A 17,411-nucleotide genomic window follows, 5' to 3' on the forward strand; every position below is an offset into this window, starting at 1 on the left:
CGCCCGGCTCTTCGTCCTGTATCCGGAAAGGATGGCTGGCTGGAGAGCCTCTTCGCTCATTCGGATACCAGCCGCTTCTTGTCCAAATCCAGCCGGTATTGTATTTTCCCGATGGGGTCGCCGCCCGCTCCCACAGGCGGATACACGATCAATTTGTCGTTTTCAACATGCGGAAACGGATTGATTTCGGAATAAACCAGCGTATGGAACACATGCCCGTTGCTAACGATTTGCAAAGGAAAAGCTTCGCCGCTGCGTTGATCGACCGCAAACAAATATCCTTCCACCCCATGACCCGTTTTGTACTGCGGGGTAAGAACGTAAACGTCCGCATCTTTGAAACGAATCCTCTCGAAAGACAGCTTCTTGTCGTCGGGCCGGGCAAACATCAACGCGGGCAGCTCCAGCAATACCCGATTTTCTTTTCCTTGCCGGTAAATAACGGAATAGTCGCTTTGAAACGTTTTGTCGCCTTCCCGTCCGTAATTGCTCGATGCGACCAAATGCCCAAGCTCCTCCCACCCGTTCGACATCATCACTAACGTTCCTTGCTCGGTGACCGTCTTGGCACGAATGGATGGAGTGTCTTTCACCGAGTCGAGTTCGGTGGAAGCCGTAAGAATCGATTTTGGAAACTGGCTGGTGAGCTTGCTTGGGGTTTCCGGCCCGTGGGAAACCTCGTCTTTTTTGTGAATGGCTTGATCGGTGGGATTCGGCGCGGAAAGATCCGTAGCGCGATCAGGTTCAACCGCCGCCTGAGGCGTGCAGCCCATCAGCAGGCCAAACCATAAAAGAGATGCAGAAAATAAAATCTTCGTGTTCATATGAATTCTCCCGTTTTCGCTTACCATGCGTTTCCTTCATTGTACTCGCCGAATCCATCCAAAAAGTTTATAAAATGTATTTCATTATTTAAATTTCCGTCATCTAGGTCCTAAGCGCATACAACCCCGAAACCGCCCGGTCGAGTCTCTCTTTGATTAGAATCGCCTCCGTATATCGGGCGGGAATGCCCTCGTAGCCATAATAGATACCAGCCAACCCGCCGGCAATCGCGCCGATCGTGTCGGAGTCTCCCCCTAGATTCGCCGCCTGCTGCACGACGCTAGCAAAATCCGGCGCATGGAGCAAAATATGCAGCACCCACCGGAAGGTATGTACGACAAAACCGCTCGGCGGGCAATCCGGCTCCGCTTCGATGATGCCTTCGTATTCGCTACCTGCCGTCTCGGCCAAAATCGCTGCTCTTAAGTTTTCGCCCTGCAAAAGACGCTCAGCGATCCGGTTGTACAGGATGCAGGCTTCCGCGCACCTTGGATCGTAATGCGTCATCCGCGACTGCATGGTTGTCACCCGCTCCATATCCGCCGGGTCGCTGTAGGCCAGCGCCGCCGGCAGGCACCGCATAAGGGACCCGTTTCCGCCGCTTTGTCCCATATCCATATGCGCAACAAAAGCCGCTTCGAACCAGTCCCCCTCGTATTTCTCAAATACGTGACGGATGATGTTCCCGATGTCTTTGGGCCGCGATTCATACCAGGCCATAAAACGGCGCCCGATCGCCTCCATCGGCTCCTCCGGATGTTCGAGAATCCCTTCCGCCACGCAAAGCGTCATCATCGTATCGTCGGTCACTTCCCCCGGTTCCAGGCTCCACACGCCCCCGCCGATGATCTCCGTCAAATAGCCGTGTTTCGCCTCGACCTCTTTTGCGCTCATAAACTCCGTCGTTCCGCCCAGCGCGTCGCCCACGGCCACGCCATACAGCCCGCCTTTGATGCGGTCGAATAGTTTGCTTTCCATGTAAGCACCTCGTTTCCTGATTTGGAGATAGAATTCCAGGCAAATGCTTATTTGGCTATGATTATACTACAATAGGCCGCTTATGTCGGGGCGTGCCGTTAGGCAGCCCGGTGCAGACCCGATTTCACAGACCACCCTTTTAGAAAAATAATATAGATAAAGCAGCAACAGTCGGTATTTTTCCATCGTCTTTTAAATGGAGGTGTTTATCCATGAAGATCATTATTGCCGTTATCATTCTTTTGAGCTTGTTCGTCTCTCAGTCCTTTAATCCGGGGCAACTTCGGTCGACAATCACGGGGGTGGAATCCAAGAATTCGGATATGAAGGATTTTACGGCCCGTGTCACCGTCCCAAAGAAACTGAAAACGGGCAAGGAGTTTGTGGTAAAAGCCGAGCTTCTAGTGAACACGGAACAAAAAATGACGATGATGAGCAGGGAGAACGTGTTCGTATTTTTGATTAAAGATAGAAACGGAAAGCAAATCAACTCTTTTGGGGTTCATGATGTAGGAAAGGTACGGACGCTCTCCGGCAAGAAGACGATCTCAGAGGTATACCACTATAAGATAAAGGAACCGGGCGTCTATACGATTTCAGCAGTCGCGGAATTTAAAGTAAATCAAGGCGGCAGTTTCAAGGACTATAAAATGGAAGCCGATCCCCAAACGGTTGAGGTAACGGAATGACAAAGATAGCCCCAAAGTTTTCTTTGGACTGCCTTATCATTTTCCGATGAACGGTATGCGTAAAGGCTCCTGCCGGCTTCGATCATTTCCGGGCGCGCGAGAGATGGGCCGCCAAGTATGTTCCGGTGTGGGAGCCTTTGGTGGCGGCGACTTCTTCCGGCGTGCCCTGAGCGATCAAGCGTCCTCCCTCTTCGCCGCCCACCGTGTTCGAAATCGGCCACCCAGTCCGATTCCGCAATAAGGTCGAGATTATGCTCGATCACGATCACCGTATTGCCGGCGTCTACCAAACGGTTGAGCAGGGAGCAAAGCTGGCGTACATCCCAGGGATGGAGCCCCGTCGTCGGCTAATCCAATAAATAGAGGGTATGTTCCTGGTTTTTTTACTTAGTTCCTTCGCCAGTTTGATGCGCTGGGCTTCTCCTCACGACAAGGTGGATGTTGGCTGTCCCAGTTGCAGGTAGTCCAGGCCGACCTCGCAGAGCAGTTCCAGCCTTCCGGCAATTTCCGGCTCCACGAAAATCGAAGCGTTCTCCCGGACCGTCCCTGGAATCTATTGATATTATGGATAAGTCACTTAAGGCCTCAGTATGTCCAGATGTTTCTAACGGAGTTGAATCCTGTGGAGCATGGGACAACTACTATAGACATAACATACTAAATGGAGATTTCACAGCTCAGGTTCTGGGACTTTCAAACGAGCCTCACATGTACACCAGTCTTCATGGAAATATTGGCAACGATTCAGGCAAAGCATCAAGACTTTCTACATTTTAAGTCTTATATAGACACATATGAAAGATACGTTGTTGATGGATTGGAATATTACAAGTTTATGGAAGCATTAAGCTGGGGAGGAACAATTGCATCATTTATTTTGTTTTATACAACATATTCCGGCCCAGTTGGTTGGGTAGCCATGGTAATAAACTACTCGAATGCATTAACCATATTAATTGGAATTACTTCATCAGCATATGGCACTAAATCGAGGCTGGACATTACTAAAAATACAGCTCAGTATCAACAAAATGCTATTAATCAGATATACAATATGTTTGGTGATGCCAATTATGGTATAATATAAATCTGGCTTTTAGCAGAAAGGAGAAGGGTCATTAAACGTCGAATAGCCTATGCTATACCTGTTTTAATTTTTATCGGAACCGATATTGGATTACTCATATTCTTAGCTTCAAATTTTAAGGGATTATCCGAAATCGGAAGTATGGGTATTATCCTGATTGTTTGGTGTTTATTGACATTGGTAACTTTATATGCTGTTTACCAATATATTGCCTGGATAAGAGATAAAAAGATATAGCAGAAAATAGCCCTCTTAACAAAGACCGCTTAAGCATTGTGCTTAGGCGGTCTAGTCTAATTGATTTTATATATCTTAATTCCGGCTCTTTTGTCATTCAAGAGTGTATTGATTCAGAAAGCCCGAAATCGGGAACGGTTGGAGTATGTTTAAGCAAGAAAATCAAGTCTTCGGACGTCTGATAATATTCGGTGGCATTATATTCAGATAACTGAATATCGGTAAAATCCGCTTCGCCTTATAAATAAAAGCTCTCGATTTTAAAGTCATTAAGTGGGAAATGGAGTTTCACCCATATTGATTTTGGCAAGCGGCAAAAAACGCTACTGACATACTGTTGTCAGTAGCGTTTTTATATCATCATTAAACCATTAAACGAGAAGTGGCTATATGGCTCCGCATCCAGCCTATACTATCTTTATGTGTGAAGCGAACGTTATGAATAGGTCCAATCAAAACCAAGAGCAGCGACGTTATTGGATTGGCGTCGTCTCCGGAGCTCATGTCAGATATGGAGAGGAAGGCGGTTTTGCGCAGCTTTCGTTCATGGCTGTTTCCCTCATTTCACCTGACCTGACTTTACCATCAGTATAACCCCCAATTATGACATAAGTTGACGTAAATGAGAGGTGAGGGATACAAAAAGAGCCTTTGCCGCGAACGGCAAAGACTCTCAACACACTTTTGAAAAACAGCCTTTATCGCAAAGTTTTTAAAGCACCGCTCCAGGCGATCGTTTGATCCAGCATCGCGTTTACATTTTGAAGATGCAATTCGGCCGGTTTGAATGTTCTGAAGTTTTCGAAATCCGTATACAGCGATAAGGTCGGATGCACGCGAACGTCCGCAACCAGCAATTCGCCCAGGATTCCCCGCAAATGCTCGGCCGCGCGTGCTCCGCCCGTCGAACCGTAGCTGACGATCCCCGCCGCCTTGTTGTTCCATTCGTCGCGTGCAGAATCCAGCGCATTTTTTAAGGCTCCCGTAATGCTGTGATTGTACTCTTGAACAATAAATACAAAACCATCCAAGCGGGAAAGCTTCTCCGACCATGCCGTCAATCCGGGTTCGTTGCCGGTACCCTCTCCATAAAACGGCAGTTTATAGTCTGCGATGTCTACGATTTCATAATTCGCGTCTCCCCGTTGATCCCCGATTTCTTTCACCCAATTTCCGACTTGCGGGCTTAAACGTCCTTGGCGCGTGCTTCCTAAAATGATGCCGATGTTCAACTTTTCCATGTTATATCCTCCTCTATTTTACGATCGCCAACTTTAATAGCTGGTCGTTTTTCAGGTTAACTCGCGGAATTACTCCGCAATCCGGACGATGATCCGCCCTCTCCCGTGCCCGGTTTGGCATAGCTCGTGGGCCTGCTGAAGGTCTTGAAGCGGAAATTCCTTTCCAATCGTCGCTTTCACTTTTCCTTCCGCCATCAATTGGGCAATCGCTTGAAACACTTCGTTGGGCGCAAGTTCATTGCTGAATCGCGCATGAATGCCCAGTTCCTCGGCTTTCTTTTCGGAAGGGACGTCGACAAGCGAGAGAAGCGTTCCTCCGCGTTTTAAAACGGACCATGAACGTTCAAGCGTTTCTCCCCCGACAGCGTCAAGCACCAAATCGACGTCTTGGACGACCTCTTCGAACGACGTCGTTTTGTAATCGATCACGGTATCCGCGCCTAGCGACTTCACATAGTCTACATTGGCCGTCGAACACGTTCCGATTACCTCGGCGCCTTTCCATTTGGCAAATTGAACCGCAAACGAGCCGACGCCTCCTGCGGCGGCATGAACCAACACGCGTTGTCCCGGTTCCAGGCCGCCATGGGCAAAAAGCGCCATCCAGGCCGTCGTGGCCCCGCCCGATATCGCAGCTGCTTCGGCAAAAGAAAGCTGCTCCGGTTTATGGGCGATGGTTTTCACGGTCGTTGTCACATACTCCGCGCAGGCTCCGTGACTGGCCCGGCCGAAAACGGCCTGCCCTTTCTCGAATCCTTTTACGTTCGACTCTTCGACGACTCCGGCCACAGCCGATCCGGGAATAAAGGGAAACTGCAGCGGAACGTGTTTCTGCATCAACCCTTGGCGGTAAGCCCAGTCGACGGGCAATACGCCCACGGCATGCACGCGAATCAATATCTCATCGGACGCCGGCGTCGGTACCGGGATCCTCTCCAGCGTTAAAACCTCGGGCCCTCCATATTGATGAACACGGACGGCTTGCATCATGGGTCTGGTCATCATGATTCTCCTTTACATGCATCGTTATATTTCAAAACTTAGCCTGCCTTGGCGCGTTTTTTCGGGTCCGGACGGAAGGAAGCTTGGACGCTTTTGGCGCCGAACAGAACGAAATACAACGCAATCGCCAAAAGAGAAACGCAGGCAAGCATAAAAAAGGCATTGCTATACGCGGCGGCCCGCTCATAGACTTGCCAAGGATTCAACCGAACGGTCGCCAAAGCATCGAGCACCTTGCCGATCATAGCGGTGGAAGCCGCTCCCGCCATAAACGTCATCATCGTATAAAAACCCATCCCGATCCCGGCCTGCTCCTTCGACAAAGTGCGGGATACGTTATTGGACATCGCCACCTGAATGAAGGTCTGCCCTATGTTCGCCAAGGCCAAAACGATCCACAGCCACGCCGGAGACATCCCCGACAACGTCGATAAAACGCAAAAGCTCATGAACAAAGGAATGGCCGCCGCATAAAAAAGAAACGAATTCCCCTTCCGGTCAGCCAGTTTGCCGGCCGCCCTCCCTAACAGCGCGGCAGCAACCGCCCCCGGGAACAGCACAAAGCCAATATACGCGGAAGAGACATGGTTTACGTTGGAAAGCAGCTGCGGCGCGATAAACGGCACTCCCGCACCCAAACCGGCGGCCAGCAAGGCAACGAGAACGGCTAGCGAATAATTTTTACTTCGAAACAACGACGGCTCGATAAAGGGTTCGGCAGCAAACCGGATGCGCAGAAGCAGTAAAACGAATGAAAGCAGGCCGACCGGCAGGAAAATGAGCGAACGGGTGAGCGACAAAAGCACGCAAGCGACCGTACCCGCAAGAAGAACGCCCCCGATCACATCGAGCTTGCTTGCCGTTTTGATCGGTTGATCGTCCAAGTGTTTTCGGAAAAAAGGCAGCGTCAACCAGATCAGAAACGAAAAACAGAACAGCAAACGCCAATGCAGCATGCCTGCCACCAAACCGGCCGCAATGGGGCTCAACGCATTCCCAAGCGCTAACCCGCTAACCAACGTGCCTATTGCGCGGCCGCGCTTTTCGGAAGTAAAATACTTTACCGGGATCAGCATCGAGATGGAGGGAATCACGGCGGCTCCTGCCGCCTGCAGCATTCGCCCGGCAACCAGCATTCCATATTGCGTCGCTGCGAGCCCCGCAAGCGAACCTAAAGACATCAGAATCAATCCGAATGTCAACACATTCTTCAATCGATATCGATCGGCCAATTTGCCATACGTGACCGTTCCGATCGCATACACGATGCCGTATCCGGTCGTCATCCAGCTGACGTTCGAGGCGGAGAGGGAAAATTCTTCGCTAATCGAAGGAAGGGCCACATTAAAGATCGTTGCGTTCATCACGGATATGATCAGCGTAAAAAACATGATTCGAAGCAGTTTTTCCGCCGTTTTTTCCGTCTTCTTCAAAGAGGCCTCCACTTATACCACCCCCTCCCTCATGAACATGTGATACATTTAAACACGGATCGATCTATCAAATTTGACGCCGCGTCTGCCTTTGTTTTCCATTGTATGATTGCTTTAAAATAAATGAAAATATATATTTATTTATATAATGATATACTCGGGTATATGGATAGGAGGGATGCACGTGGAATTGCTGCAGCTGAAATATTTTCAAACGGTCGCCCGGCTGGAACATATGACCAAAGCTGCCGAAGAGCTTCATATTGCTCAGCCGGCCCTCAGCAAAACAATTTCTCGTTTGGAACAGGATGTAGGCGTGCCCCTTTTCGACCGCCAGAACCGGCAAATTCGGCTGAACCAATTCGGCAAAATCTTTTTGGAGCATGTCGAGTCGGCCCTCTTATCGTTGGAAGAAGGGAAGCGCCAAGTGTTGGAGCAAGCCGGGCTGGAACGCGGGCGCCTGTTTTTGGCGACGACCAATCACAAATGCGATGCCGAAGTGATCGGTTCGTTTTTATCGATGTACCCCAACATTAACCTTCGCCTGACGCAAATCCCGACGGAAGAGGAGAAATTGGATCTCCTTCTAAACGGGGAAGCGGATTTTTGCATCACCTCTTTGCCCGTGGAACATGAGGAAGTCGACAGCATGCCGTTTCTGACGGAGGAAATCTTTTTGGCCGTACCTCCCGGCCATCGCTTCGCCGATCGGCAAAGCATCGACTTGATCGAAGCGGCGGCGGAGCCTTTCATCAGTTTGAAAGAAGGGAACAGCTTCAGGGAATTAACGAACGGCTTTTGCAGGGAAGCGGGGTTTGAACCTGCGACGATATGCGCCGTGGACGAATTCGCGGTCATCAGCAACTTTGTGCAGAACGGGATGGGCGTTGGTTTTTTGACGGAAACCGCCAAAGAGAAAGACCCTTCTTTAACGCTGGTTCCGATCCGTCAACCCTATTGCCGGCGTTCTTTTCGGTTAATTTGGCTGAAAAAGCGCTATTTGTCGCAAGCGGCGCAAACTTTCCGCGACTTTCTTCTCCAGTATTACAGAGACTTTAACAAGCCTCAGTGACGCGTTGCAGACGAGGCGCTATCGATGTGGAACGTGCATATTCCAAAAAACACGAGGGCGAGGTCGAAAGTAAAAATGACGAAACAAACGGATGCAGCATCGCATGCCGAAACGGAAGCCACGAAACGTCCCGAAGGTTCGATCCTCGAAATCCTGGGAGCATCGACGAAGCTCGGATTGACGTCGTTTGGCGGGCCGATCGCCCATTTGGGCTATTTTCGCGACGAATACGTCAAACGCCGGAAATGGCTGGACGAAAAAAGTTATGCCGACCTGGTCGCCTTGTGCCAGTTCCTGCCGGGACCGGCCAGCAGCCAGGTCGGGATCGCCATCGGCATGATGCGCGGCGGACTGCTCGGCGGGATCGCGTCCTGGATCGGTTTTACGCTGCCCTCCGCTTTGGCGCTGATGCTCTTCGCTTATCTGCTTCACCATGCCGACGTCAGCGGCGCCGGTTGGCTGCACGGGCTGATGATCGCCGCCGTGGCCGTCGTCGCCCAAGCCGTCTGGGGCATGGCCCGAAGCCTGGCTCCCGACCGGAACCGGGGCACCATCGCCATTTTGACCGCTGTCATCGTCTTGGTATGGCCTTCTGCTTATACGCAGTTGATCCTTATTGCTGCCGCGGGGCTTGTCGGCCGATGGTTTTTGACCGCATCCAACGTTCCGGAAACGCCTCGTCTGGGCATAGCGATCCGCCGCCGTACGGCGGTTGCCGCCTGGGTCGTGTTTGTCGGCCTGCTGCTGGGATTGCCGCTGCTGCGAGCCGCCTCCTCCTCCCAAGGCTTGGCGCTGTTCGACTCCTTTTTCCGAGTCGGTTCGCTCGTTTTCGGCGGCGGCCACGTCGTGCTTCCGATGCTTCAGGCCGAGGTGGTTCCCGCTGGCTGGGTCACGGAAGCCCAGTTTCTTGCCGGGTACGGGGCGGCTCAAGCGATCCCGGGTCCCTTGTTCACCTTCTCCGCTTATTTGGGAACCGTCATGAACGGCTGGGCCGGAGCGGGCATCGCCTTAATCGCGATGTTCCTGCCTTCTTTTCTGCTGGTTACCGGTGCGCTGCCGTTCTGGGATATGATTCGCAACCGTCCGCGTTTCCAGTCGGTGTTCCAAGGGATCAACGCCGCCGTGGTCGGCATTTTGCTCGCCGCGCTGTACGATCCGGTGTGGACGAAAGCGATTCATACGCCTTACGACTTTGGCCTTGCGATCGCTGCATTCGGCTTGCTGATGTTATGGAAGCTTCCCCCATGGGCCGTCGTGTTGTTTTGCGCAGCCGGCGGGGCGATTATCTCTTCGTTCACGTAAGTCACGATCAAGATACCGACAATCCTCCGAGAACTTTGTCCCATCAAAAAACCCCCTGGAATTCATCGGATCGCCTTAACCGTTCCAATGTTTATTCCAAGGGGGCCCTTTATTTTTGCCCGCTTTTCATTACGATCTATATCAAATCAGCTTCCTGCGGTACCACTTCTCGCCCCTGAAACGCCACCAGAAAATCGCGCCGCGGACGCCCCATTCGGTGACCATCGCCACCCAAACGCCCATGATGCCGAATTTCAGCGGGATGGCGAGCACATAACCCAAAATGACGCGCAGCACCCACATCGACAGCAGCGACGTGATCGAGGTGAAGTTCGAATCCCCGGCCGCGCGCAGCGCCGACGGCATGATGAAGCTGGCGGACCAGAAAATCGGCTGCGTAATGGCGATGAGCAGCGTGAGGTTAAAAATGTCCGGAACGATTTCGGCCGGCGGCGAAAACAGATTGACGATCCACGGGAACAGCGGCAAAATGATCGCCGCGATCACGATAAAAAACACCGTCGACAGCCCGATAAAGGACTTGATGAATTTCCGGGCGTCCGGAATGTTGCCGTTCCCGATGCACTGGCCGACCACCGTGACGACGGCGATGCTGAGCGCGCTGCCCCCGATCTGGAACAGGAGCGAAATCGAACCGCCGATCGCGTTTACCGTAATCGCCAGCGTTCCAAGCTGCACGATAAACGTCTGCGTCAGCAGCTTGCCGCCGTTAAAAAACATCTGCTCCGCGGCAAACGGGATGCCGATGATCATGATCTTTTTCAGCAGCGAAAAATCGATCTTCAGCGCATCCTTGATCCGGTAGCGAAGCGTGTGGTTCATGCGGATCAAATAAAACAGCGAAATGCCCGTGCCGAGCACCCTTGCCGTAATCAGCGAAATAATGAGTCCCATGATGCCCATATCGAGCACGGTAATGAACAAAATGTTCAGCAATAAATAGGACAGGTTCAAAATCAGGGACAACCCGAGGCACGCTTTCGTCTCCGCTACGCCTCGGAGCGCTCCGGTCACGGCTTGGAACACCGCGATAAACGGATACGAAAGGCAGCTTCCGATCAGATACAGCCTTGCATTTTGGAAGACGTCGGCTTCCGCCTGCCCGAACAGCAAATTCAGCAAAGGGGTGTGAAAAGCGATCACGAGCACGCACAGCAGGATCGAAATGAGCGCCACCGCCGTAATGGCCTGCGCGGCCGTTTTCGATACCATGCCGTCGTTCCCGCTGCCCTTGTACTGCGCCACGATGACGGTCCCGCCCGTCGCGACGGCAATAAAGACGTTCACGAGGAAAATGTTCAGCGAATCCACCATGCTGACCGCGCTGACGGCCGCCACCCCGGAGGAGGCAATCATTGCCGTGTTCAACAAGCTCATTAAAATAATAAAAGCTTGATCCACAAATATCGGGATAATGATCGCGATAATTTGCCTGTAATCAAGCTTGCTTCCGGTAAAATACTTATTCAGGAATACATTCGTTTTCTGTTTGTAATATGGAGCCGGCGTACCCAAAATGTCATCTCTTCTTCCGTGTAGTTTAAAGCGTTCACCGTATTATAGCACGGTTTGGGCGGAATGGATGGGATGGATTCGTTTTTTTCGAAAAAATGCTCCGAAGCATCCCTCGCGGCGGGCTATAAAAGGCCCTTCTTCAAACTGCGGAGAAGATGATGGTACACTTCATGCGGGTACAGCCGGAACGCCTCCTGCATGGCCGCGCAGGCCGAAATGATGATATCCGTGCCTTCCGAATTGGGTTCGAAGTCGATGCCTCGCGAAGTGAAGTAGCGAAACATCTCAACTTTTTTCTCCGCGCATTCCCCATCCCCTTGCCTGCAGCGCTCGATCCGCTCGAAGACGGACCGTTTGCAGGCGAGCAGCCCCTTTTCCTCCAGTTCGCTTTCGATGCGGGCAATCCGCTCGGAAGAAGCAAACAAACACGCAAACACCGCATCGAAAAACTTCGGATTTCGGCGGCACCGGCTCTCCTCCTCCGAAACCTCGATTCCCAGGAAAAACGACTCGACCTCGTCCTGGAACGTATCCAGCAGCGGAAAACGCGAGGCGTACCCGAGGCTTTCCACCAGGTTCACGTAATACCATTTCTGCTTGTCGTAACCCCGTTTGAATTTGTTCCATACTTCGTCGCCGTACGCTGCAAAATCCCTTCGGACGGAGCGCAAATTATGCAATTTGTCCGCGCAGGACAGCTGCCTGGTGGACAGGTCGGCGCTTTTCAAAAATTCCAGCGTATGTTCCTTACGCGCTTCCCACGACAGGCTTTTGTCCGGTTCGGACGCGCCCTGCACCAGGCGCAGCACCTCCTCGCCGAATCGGCTGCGGATGTCTTCGTCCGTGGTGTCGGTATCCTCGAGGGTATCGTGAAGCAGGCCGGCCATGACGACCTCCTCCTTGCATTTGGCTTCAAGCAGAATCATCGCCACGCCGAAAGGATGGCTGATATAAGGGATTTCGCTTCCTTTTCTGAACTGGTTCCGATGGGCGTAGGCCGCAAATTCGATGGCAGCGTCGATTCGATTCATGGGTTTTCACATCCTTTGCGAGTATTTTAACCATAGACCAAAGGTATGGCCGGCATTCGATGTTTACTCCGATCGATTACCGTTATTATGAACGAACCGTTTCGGGAAGTCGATCCCTATTTTGGACATAAGCTCGCTCATTGCTTTTTTGCCCTTTGCCGGGAAGTTTTAATACTATATTTCGCGTTGTGCGGCATGGTTCTTTTCTGAAAAGAAAAAAGCCGCCGTGTCGGCGGCCGGGCATGGCATCGGTATTTCAAATGCCTGTCTTCAATATATCCAAAAAATGCGGATTGTACATGATCCCCAGAACGTTGCCGAACGGATCCGTGACCGAAGCCGTGATAAAACCTTGGCCACGATGCGTGACCGGTTCGTATTCTTCCGCTCCCATGTCTATTAATTTCTCGAAAAGGGTTTCCACATCGTCTACATGCCAGTACATGATAACGCCCCCCGGATCGGCCGCGGAACGCGTGGGAGCAAAACGCCGGTCGATCAGGCCCAATTCATGTTGATAATCCCCGACGCGGAATTCGGCATAGACGAGCAGTCCGTCCGGCCCCCGGCGCTCGAAGTATGGCTCCATGCCGAGCAGATCCGAATACCACGTTTTTGCAGCCTCCATATCTTCCGCCCAATAACTGATCGTCGCAAATCCGCGCAAGGTTTGTTTTTTCATTTTTCGTTCCTCCCCAAATTCATTTGATATCGTTCCTCTATGGGTAGGATAACGAAGAATCTTTGACGCCTGTATGTCAGTGTTTAGGATATCTCCTCAGGAAACCGGCGTTATCGTCGGCGTCTTCGGTCCGCTCCGCAATGCCCGGGTCAGCTGCAATGTTCCGAGATAGGCGAGGATCGAGACGAGCAGCGCCCCGATCAAGGCGATCGCCTGCCCCAAGTCCATGCGTTCGAGAAAACGGTGGGCCGCCAGGCTCGTTACCGTCATGACGATGCCGCCCGCTCCCGCTTTCAGCAACACGCGAAAATCGAAATAAAATCCGATCGTTTGGGCCACGGCAAAAAAATTCAGCACGGTGAGCAGCAGCGTGCCCAGCCCGAAGGCTACGGCCACCCCTTTGATTCCGATGTTGGAGCCCAGCACGAAAATGAGGCTCATTTCGAAAATGTTCGTCATCACATGGTTCCACATGACCGTGGACGCTTTGCCCAACCCGAGCAAAATGGCCTGCAGCGGCTTTTCGAAATAATGGAGAAAAAACAGCGGGGCAAGCAGCTGCAGCAAAACGCCTGCTTCGGGGGCGTGATAGATCACGGTCGTTAACGGTTCGGCCCATAAATACAGGATCAGGGTGCAAGGCACGCCGACGAGAAGCGCAGTGCGCATGGCCATGTCCATTCTGCTGTGCACGAGCCGGCTGTTGTTGTCCACGCTCGCTTCGCTGATGGCCGGGATCAACGCGGTCGAAAGCGATTGGGTAAAAAAGCCGGGGAGAAACAGCAGCGGAATGGCATAACCGGCCAGCAGGCCGAACTGCTTGGTCGCCATCTCGACGCCGACCCCGAACAACACCAGGCTTTTCGTAATGACCAGCGGCAGAAACGCGTGGTACAAGGAATGGATGAAGCCGCTGCCCGTCATCGGAAGGCCGATGCGGAGCAGGTCTCTTAGCGTGCGGTCCCCTTTGGGCGATCTTCGGGGGACAAGCGCAGGTTTTTCCTTGCCTTTTCCCCGGTGCGCCCATTTGAACACCGAAAACAGATAAAGCAGCCCGACGCCTTCGCCGACGACGGAAGCGGCCATCGCCCCCGCGGCGGCATACGCGATGCCGTAAGGAATCAGGACGTTCACGACGCCGATAATGACGACGATCTGCGCCAGGTTTTCGATGATGTCGGATAGGGCGAGCGGGTTCATGTTTTGCCTGCCGCGAAAATATCCCTTCAACACGGCGGACATGGCGATGATCGGAATGATCGGCGTAATCGCAACCATCGCGTAATACGCCCGCTGATCGGCCAAAACGATCGAAGCGATCCATTTGGAGCCGAAAAGGGCCGCCAAGGTCAATACGACGCTCAGCGTGCCCGTGACCGATAAAGATACGGCCAAAATCCGTTTGATCCGCGCTTCATCCCCCTTGGCCTCCGCCTCCGACACGAGCTTCGAAATCGCGACCGGAAGCCCGAGCTCCGTCATCGTAATAAACAACGGCAGCAGCGGATGGGCGATCATGAGCAGCCCGACCCCTTCCGCCCCCAAAAAACGCGCCAGCAAAATGCCGTTCACAAAACCGAGCCCTTTGGTAAAAAACGACGATACGGTCAACACAAACGTTCCGCGAATAAAACTTTGCTTTTTTAGTCCCATTGGTCGCATCCCCACCTACTGTTTGTCCTGTTCTATTTTTTAAGCTTATTCGGACAGGGGGCAATACATGCAGACAAGGTTGCGAAAACGGCTCATTCTTCCATAAAATTCCTAAAGCGCAAATCGCGCAGCGATCGAGGAAACTCGCCCATTTCAATGGATCGGTAACATACTTTTGCCAATGGGGCGCTGCATTCAAACATATATTGTTCTACCGGCGCTGCTAATTCGCTCCGATCTGCTCCGGTTCCCCCCGGGTGAACACTTTAACGCTGACAACCGGCTTGGGATCTCCCTTGAATTTGCAGCTGAACGACAATGTCTGCCCGCCTGCAGCTACAGTCGGCGCCTCGGCGGATGTCTTGACGGTTCTCAGGAGATTCCAGTTCCGATCATAGATTTTGCCTTCGGAGGCGCCCTCGCAGACCAGATACTCATTGACGGCAACTTCAGTTTCAAAAGTCATATACGTGCCGTTCGTATAAATCGTCGGACGCTCTACTGCCGCATCTTCATTGCCGTAAGAAGGCATCACGCGCAGGCAGAAACGGAGGGGCTGAGCCGCATACTTGTTGTAAAAGGCCCAGTCAGCACCGCCCGGCTGACCGGGCTGCAGCTCTTCCGGGCTGCAAACAAGCGGTTTGGAGATAGCAATCGGATACAGCTTCCATCTCCCCCTTCCCGCTTCCTCCAGATGCCAGTCGCTTTTCGCATCGCAAAGCCGCTGACGCTGCTCCGCGGTAAAAACCTGCGCATGCCGGGCTTCCTCCCAGACACGCACGCTATCGAGCAATATATTGATATTGCCGTTACGCTCAAGTACAGCCATGTCGGCAACCAGTGAGAAGCCGGCGTTAAATCCTGCGGCTTTCGACAGCACCCATTCTATTTCATCCAGAGCAGTCGCTTCGAAGCGCTCCGAAGCAGAACGGATCAGGAACCAGCCAAGCATCGGCGGTATGAAATTTCGTTTGAAATAGCGCTGGTTGCTAAGCCGAAGTTCAAGCTGGCCTTCCCGGGTGAGAGCACCCCACGGTTCACCCCAATTGAAGCGGGTAAATATATGCCATAAATAATTCGGCACGACAATACTCGCATCATTGATGACCTCGCTGCCCCAGCGCTCGTAGCACATATTCACGAACCGGTTGACGCCGTGACCGTCCTGTCCTGTCCTGTCGCATACAAGCCTTCCAAACCGTCAAACGAGATTTGCTTTAGTCCAGCCTCGGCCATCAATCCGCCAATACGTTCACTGAACCGGTCCTGCAGCCGGATATTCGGGAACACAACATCATACGGATGATCCCATAAACGGCCGATTTCCGTTCCTTCCAGATGCGGGGCCGGGGCGGTTCCGTGCATGCCGCGTTTGACACCTGTCAGCTTCCACGGAGCGTTCTCCGAAACACCGCCATATTCGATGAGTTCCTGATCAATCTTGGCCGTACGCCGGAACAAGCTGGCCGTAAACGGCCGAGGATCTTCGATCCCGATCTCCTGGTCGAGCGCTCCGATCGATGCCGTCAGCTTCGCCGTACCGACCTTTGCCAGTCCTTCATCAGGAACGGGAGCAACGTAAGGATCGTTCAGCGTCGTGAAGTTGGACAAGGTATGAATGCCGACATGCACCCCTTCGTTTTCCGCCAGCTCGACACATCGCTTCAAGCTTCGGTCCCCGTCAGGGAAATGTTTGGGCTTCAGCTTGAAATGCCCCCAGTTCTCAAACGGATCCGGATGGTATACATAGTTCAAACCGGCAAGCCTCGTATACCGTACGGCCGCTTGGATCGTCTCCTCAGAAAAATCGGTAATCAAATAAGACCGGGTAGCCAGGGGCGACGTTTTCCCCCAGACACCGTCAAATTCCGGATGAGGCAGCCCTTCCCCAAGCTCAATCGCTTCAATTGTCGCCAGCACCCGATCAACCGGGCAGCCGAATAAGGCAATTTTGGTTCCCGGGATATGGGCGTCATCACCGTCCATGCCCTCTACTTCTGCATTCGGCAAATTCCATACCGGGCGATGTGCGGGTTTGGTCCTGTTGCGGGCGAATGACTGCAGCAAGCTCCCCCCCTTGACTACAGGCCAGGCCGTAGACACTTCGTAGTCGAACTTATTGTCGGACAGCTGACGTCCGCCGGAATCCGCATTGTCGCTGACGGCATAGGTCGGCTGGACGTATGCCATCCTTTCCAGTTCGGCTGGCCAGCCCCCGACGGTTTTTATATTCAGCGCCTGCATCCCGATGGCAAAATCACCACCTTGAACAACGCCTACCGACTCTCCGATCGAGGCGTCAATCGTTATGACGATTGGTCCCCAGATCAAGGTATCCGGATCTGCACCGGCGATACGGATCACCTCAAAGGTTGCGTAACATTCCCTGCTTGCTATGGAAACGGTCACGATCGCGCCGCCAGGATAATGTAACGTTAGCTCCCCGGACGCCGCATGGTATTTTGCTGCTGAGGGCGTTTCCAACTCTTGCCCGGTCGCAAGACGAATGAGCGGCGAATTGTGCGCTGTGTTCACATACGATTGCCGGCCTCCTGCATCTGAAAGCGCCGTCACTTCCCCGGTATCGCTGATTCGAATAGCCATCGATCCAGCCTGTATATTAAGCATGGTTTGGTGTCCTCC

15 protein-coding genes and 1 pseudogene are annotated in these 17,411 nt (G+C 52.7%); 4 read left to right on the forward strand and 12 right to left on the reverse strand.

What is annotated here, in order from left to right:
* Window positions 1-56: 56 nt before the first annotated feature.
* Together AC27KL_RS20800 and AC27KL_RS20805 are read right to left on the reverse strand one after the other, a co-directional pair.
* Window positions 57-824, reverse strand: coding sequence for a hypothetical protein (locus tag AC27KL_RS20800; RefSeq protein ID WP_487170890.1), 768 nt, complete (start codon window positions 822-824; stop codon window positions 57-59).
* A gap of 103 nt (window positions 825-927) precedes the next feature.
* The gene (locus AC27KL_RS20805) at window positions 928-1,803 is read right to left on the reverse strand and encodes an ADP-ribosylglycohydrolase family protein (RefSeq protein ID WP_487170891.1); all 876 of its coding nucleotides are present in this window, start codon (window positions 1,801-1,803) and stop codon (window positions 928-930) included.
* Window positions 1,804-2,015: 212 nt separating this feature from the next.
* On the opposite strand from AC27KL_RS20805, the gene AC27KL_RS20810 reads away from it, so the two are divergent.
* Entirely contained in the window at window positions 2,016-2,492 is a 477-nt protein-coding gene (locus AC27KL_RS20810) for a hypothetical protein (protein WP_487170892.1), read from the forward strand.
* An 82-nt stretch (window positions 2,493-2,574) separates the two neighbouring features.
* Here the strand turns inward: AC27KL_RS20810 and uvrA are convergent.
* Window positions 2,575-2,991 (reverse strand): annotated as a pseudogene (uvrA, locus tag AC27KL_RS20815) (ABC-ATPase UvrA); the annotation flags it as partial.
* A gap of 225 nt (window positions 2,992-3,216) precedes the next feature.
* Between uvrA and AC27KL_RS20820 the strand changes: the two are divergent.
* On the forward strand, window positions 3,217-3,579 hold the full coding sequence (locus tag AC27KL_RS20820; RefSeq protein ID WP_487170893.1) for a hypothetical protein: 363 nt from the start codon (window positions 3,217-3,219) through the stop codon (window positions 3,577-3,579).
* 935 nt (window positions 3,580-4,514) lie between these two features.
* On the opposite strand, the gene AC27KL_RS20825 is transcribed toward AC27KL_RS20820, so the two are convergent.
* From AC27KL_RS20825 to AC27KL_RS20835, 3 genes are all read right to left on the reverse strand, one after another.
* On the reverse strand, window positions 4,515-5,057 hold the full coding sequence (locus AC27KL_RS20825) for an NADPH-dependent FMN reductase (protein ID WP_487170894.1): 543 nt from the start codon (window positions 5,055-5,057) through the stop codon (window positions 4,515-4,517).
* Window positions 5,058-5,126: 69 nt separating this feature from the next.
* The gene (locus AC27KL_RS20830) at window positions 5,127-6,059 is read right to left on the reverse strand and encodes an NADP-dependent oxidoreductase (RefSeq protein WP_339323546.1); all 933 of its coding nucleotides are present in this window, start codon (window positions 6,057-6,059) and stop codon (window positions 5,127-5,129) included.
* Window positions 6,060-6,097: 38 nt separating this feature from the next.
* Window positions 6,098-7,492 (reverse strand): MFS transporter, encoded by a 1,395-nt coding sequence (locus AC27KL_RS20835; protein WP_487170895.1) that lies wholly within the window; start codon window positions 7,490-7,492, stop codon window positions 6,098-6,100.
* A gap of 184 nt (window positions 7,493-7,676) precedes the next feature.
* Between AC27KL_RS20835 and AC27KL_RS20840 the strand changes: the two genes are divergently transcribed.
* A complete protein-coding gene (locus AC27KL_RS20840) occupies window positions 7,677-8,564 on the forward strand; it encodes a LysR family transcriptional regulator (RefSeq protein WP_487170896.1) in 888 nt (295 codons plus the stop codon).
* Between the two features lie 75 nt (window positions 8,565-8,639).
* Window positions 8,640-9,866, forward strand: a complete 1,227-nt coding sequence (gene chrA, locus AC27KL_RS20845) for a chromate efflux transporter (protein ID WP_487170897.1) — start codon at window positions 8,640-8,642, stop codon at window positions 9,864-9,866.
* A 141-nt stretch (window positions 9,867-10,007) separates the two neighbouring features.
* Here the strand turns inward: chrA and AC27KL_RS20850 are convergent, their stop codons facing one another.
* The 6 genes from AC27KL_RS20850 to AC27KL_RS20875 form a co-directional block, all read right to left on the reverse strand.
* Complete coding sequence (locus AC27KL_RS20850) at window positions 10,008-11,402, reverse strand: MATE family efflux transporter (RefSeq protein WP_487170898.1); 1,395 nt, start codon at window positions 11,400-11,402, stop codon at window positions 10,008-10,010.
* A gap of 122 nt (window positions 11,403-11,524) precedes the next feature.
* Window positions 11,525-12,433 carry an HD domain-containing protein gene (locus AC27KL_RS20855; protein ID WP_487170899.1) on the reverse strand — a complete coding sequence of 303 codons (909 nt, stop codon included), beginning with the start codon at window positions 12,431-12,433 and terminating at the stop codon, window positions 11,525-11,527.
* Window positions 12,434-12,689: 256 nt separating this feature from the next.
* Window positions 12,690-13,115, reverse strand: coding sequence for a VOC family protein (locus AC27KL_RS20860; protein WP_487170900.1), 426 nt, complete (start codon window positions 13,113-13,115; stop codon window positions 12,690-12,692).
* 96 nt (window positions 13,116-13,211) lie between these two features.
* A complete protein-coding gene (gene spoVB / locus AC27KL_RS20865) occupies window positions 13,212-14,768 on the reverse strand; it encodes a stage V sporulation protein B (protein ID WP_487170901.1) in 1,557 nt (518 codons plus the stop codon).
* A 223-nt stretch (window positions 14,769-14,991) separates the two neighbouring features.
* Complete coding sequence (locus AC27KL_RS20870) at window positions 14,992-15,909, reverse strand: hypothetical protein (protein WP_487170902.1); 918 nt, start codon at window positions 15,907-15,909, stop codon at window positions 14,992-14,994.
* Entirely contained in the window at window positions 15,906-17,396 is a 1,491-nt protein-coding gene (locus tag AC27KL_RS20875; RefSeq protein WP_487170903.1) for a hypothetical protein, read from the reverse strand. The genes AC27KL_RS20870 and AC27KL_RS20875 overlap by 4 nt, the downstream gene beginning before the upstream one ends.
* Window positions 17,397-17,411 lie beyond the last annotated feature (15 nt).

Source organism: Paenibacillus sp. YAE3, assembly GCF_057546105.1.

Bases quoted from the DNA above. Each gene is read 5' to 3' on its own strand.
- AC27KL_RS20800 (WP_487170890.1), bottom strand. From the start codon at position 824: ATGAACACGAAGATTTTATTTTCTGCATCTCTTTTATGGTTTGGCCTG.
- AC27KL_RS20820 (WP_487170893.1), top strand. From the start codon at position 3,217: ATGGAAATATTGGCAACGATTCAGGCAAAGCATCAAGACTTTCTACAT.
- AC27KL_RS20810 (WP_487170892.1), top strand. From the start codon at position 2,016: ATGAAGATCATTATTGCCGTTATCATTCTTTTGAGCTTGTTCGTCTCT.
- AC27KL_RS20855 (WP_487170899.1), bottom strand. From the start codon at position 12,433: ATGAATCGAATCGACGCTGCCATCGAATTTGCGGCCTACGCCCATCGG.
- AC27KL_RS20830 (WP_339323546.1), bottom strand. From the start codon at position 6,059: ATGACCAGACCCATGATGCAAGCCGTCCGTGTTCATCAATATGGAGGG.
- spoVB (WP_487170901.1), bottom strand. From the start codon at position 14,768: ATGGGACTAAAAAAGCAAAGTTTTATTCGCGGAACGTTTGTGTTGACC.
- AC27KL_RS20805 (WP_487170891.1), bottom strand. From the start codon at position 1,803: ATGGAAAGCAAACTATTCGACCGCATCAAAGGCGGGCTGTATGGCGTG.
- AC27KL_RS20860 (WP_487170900.1), bottom strand. From the start codon at position 13,115: ATGAAAAAACAAACCTTGCGCGGATTTGCGACGATCAGTTATTGGGCG.
- chrA (WP_487170897.1), top strand. From the start codon at position 8,640: ATGACGAAACAAACGGATGCAGCATCGCATGCCGAAACGGAAGCCACG.
- AC27KL_RS20875 (WP_487170903.1), bottom strand. From the start codon at position 17,396: ATGCTTAATATACAGGCTGGATCGATGGCTATTCGAATCAGCGATACC.
- AC27KL_RS20825 (WP_487170894.1), bottom strand. From the start codon at position 5,057: ATGGAAAAGTTGAACATCGGCATCATTTTAGGAAGCACGCGCCAAGGA.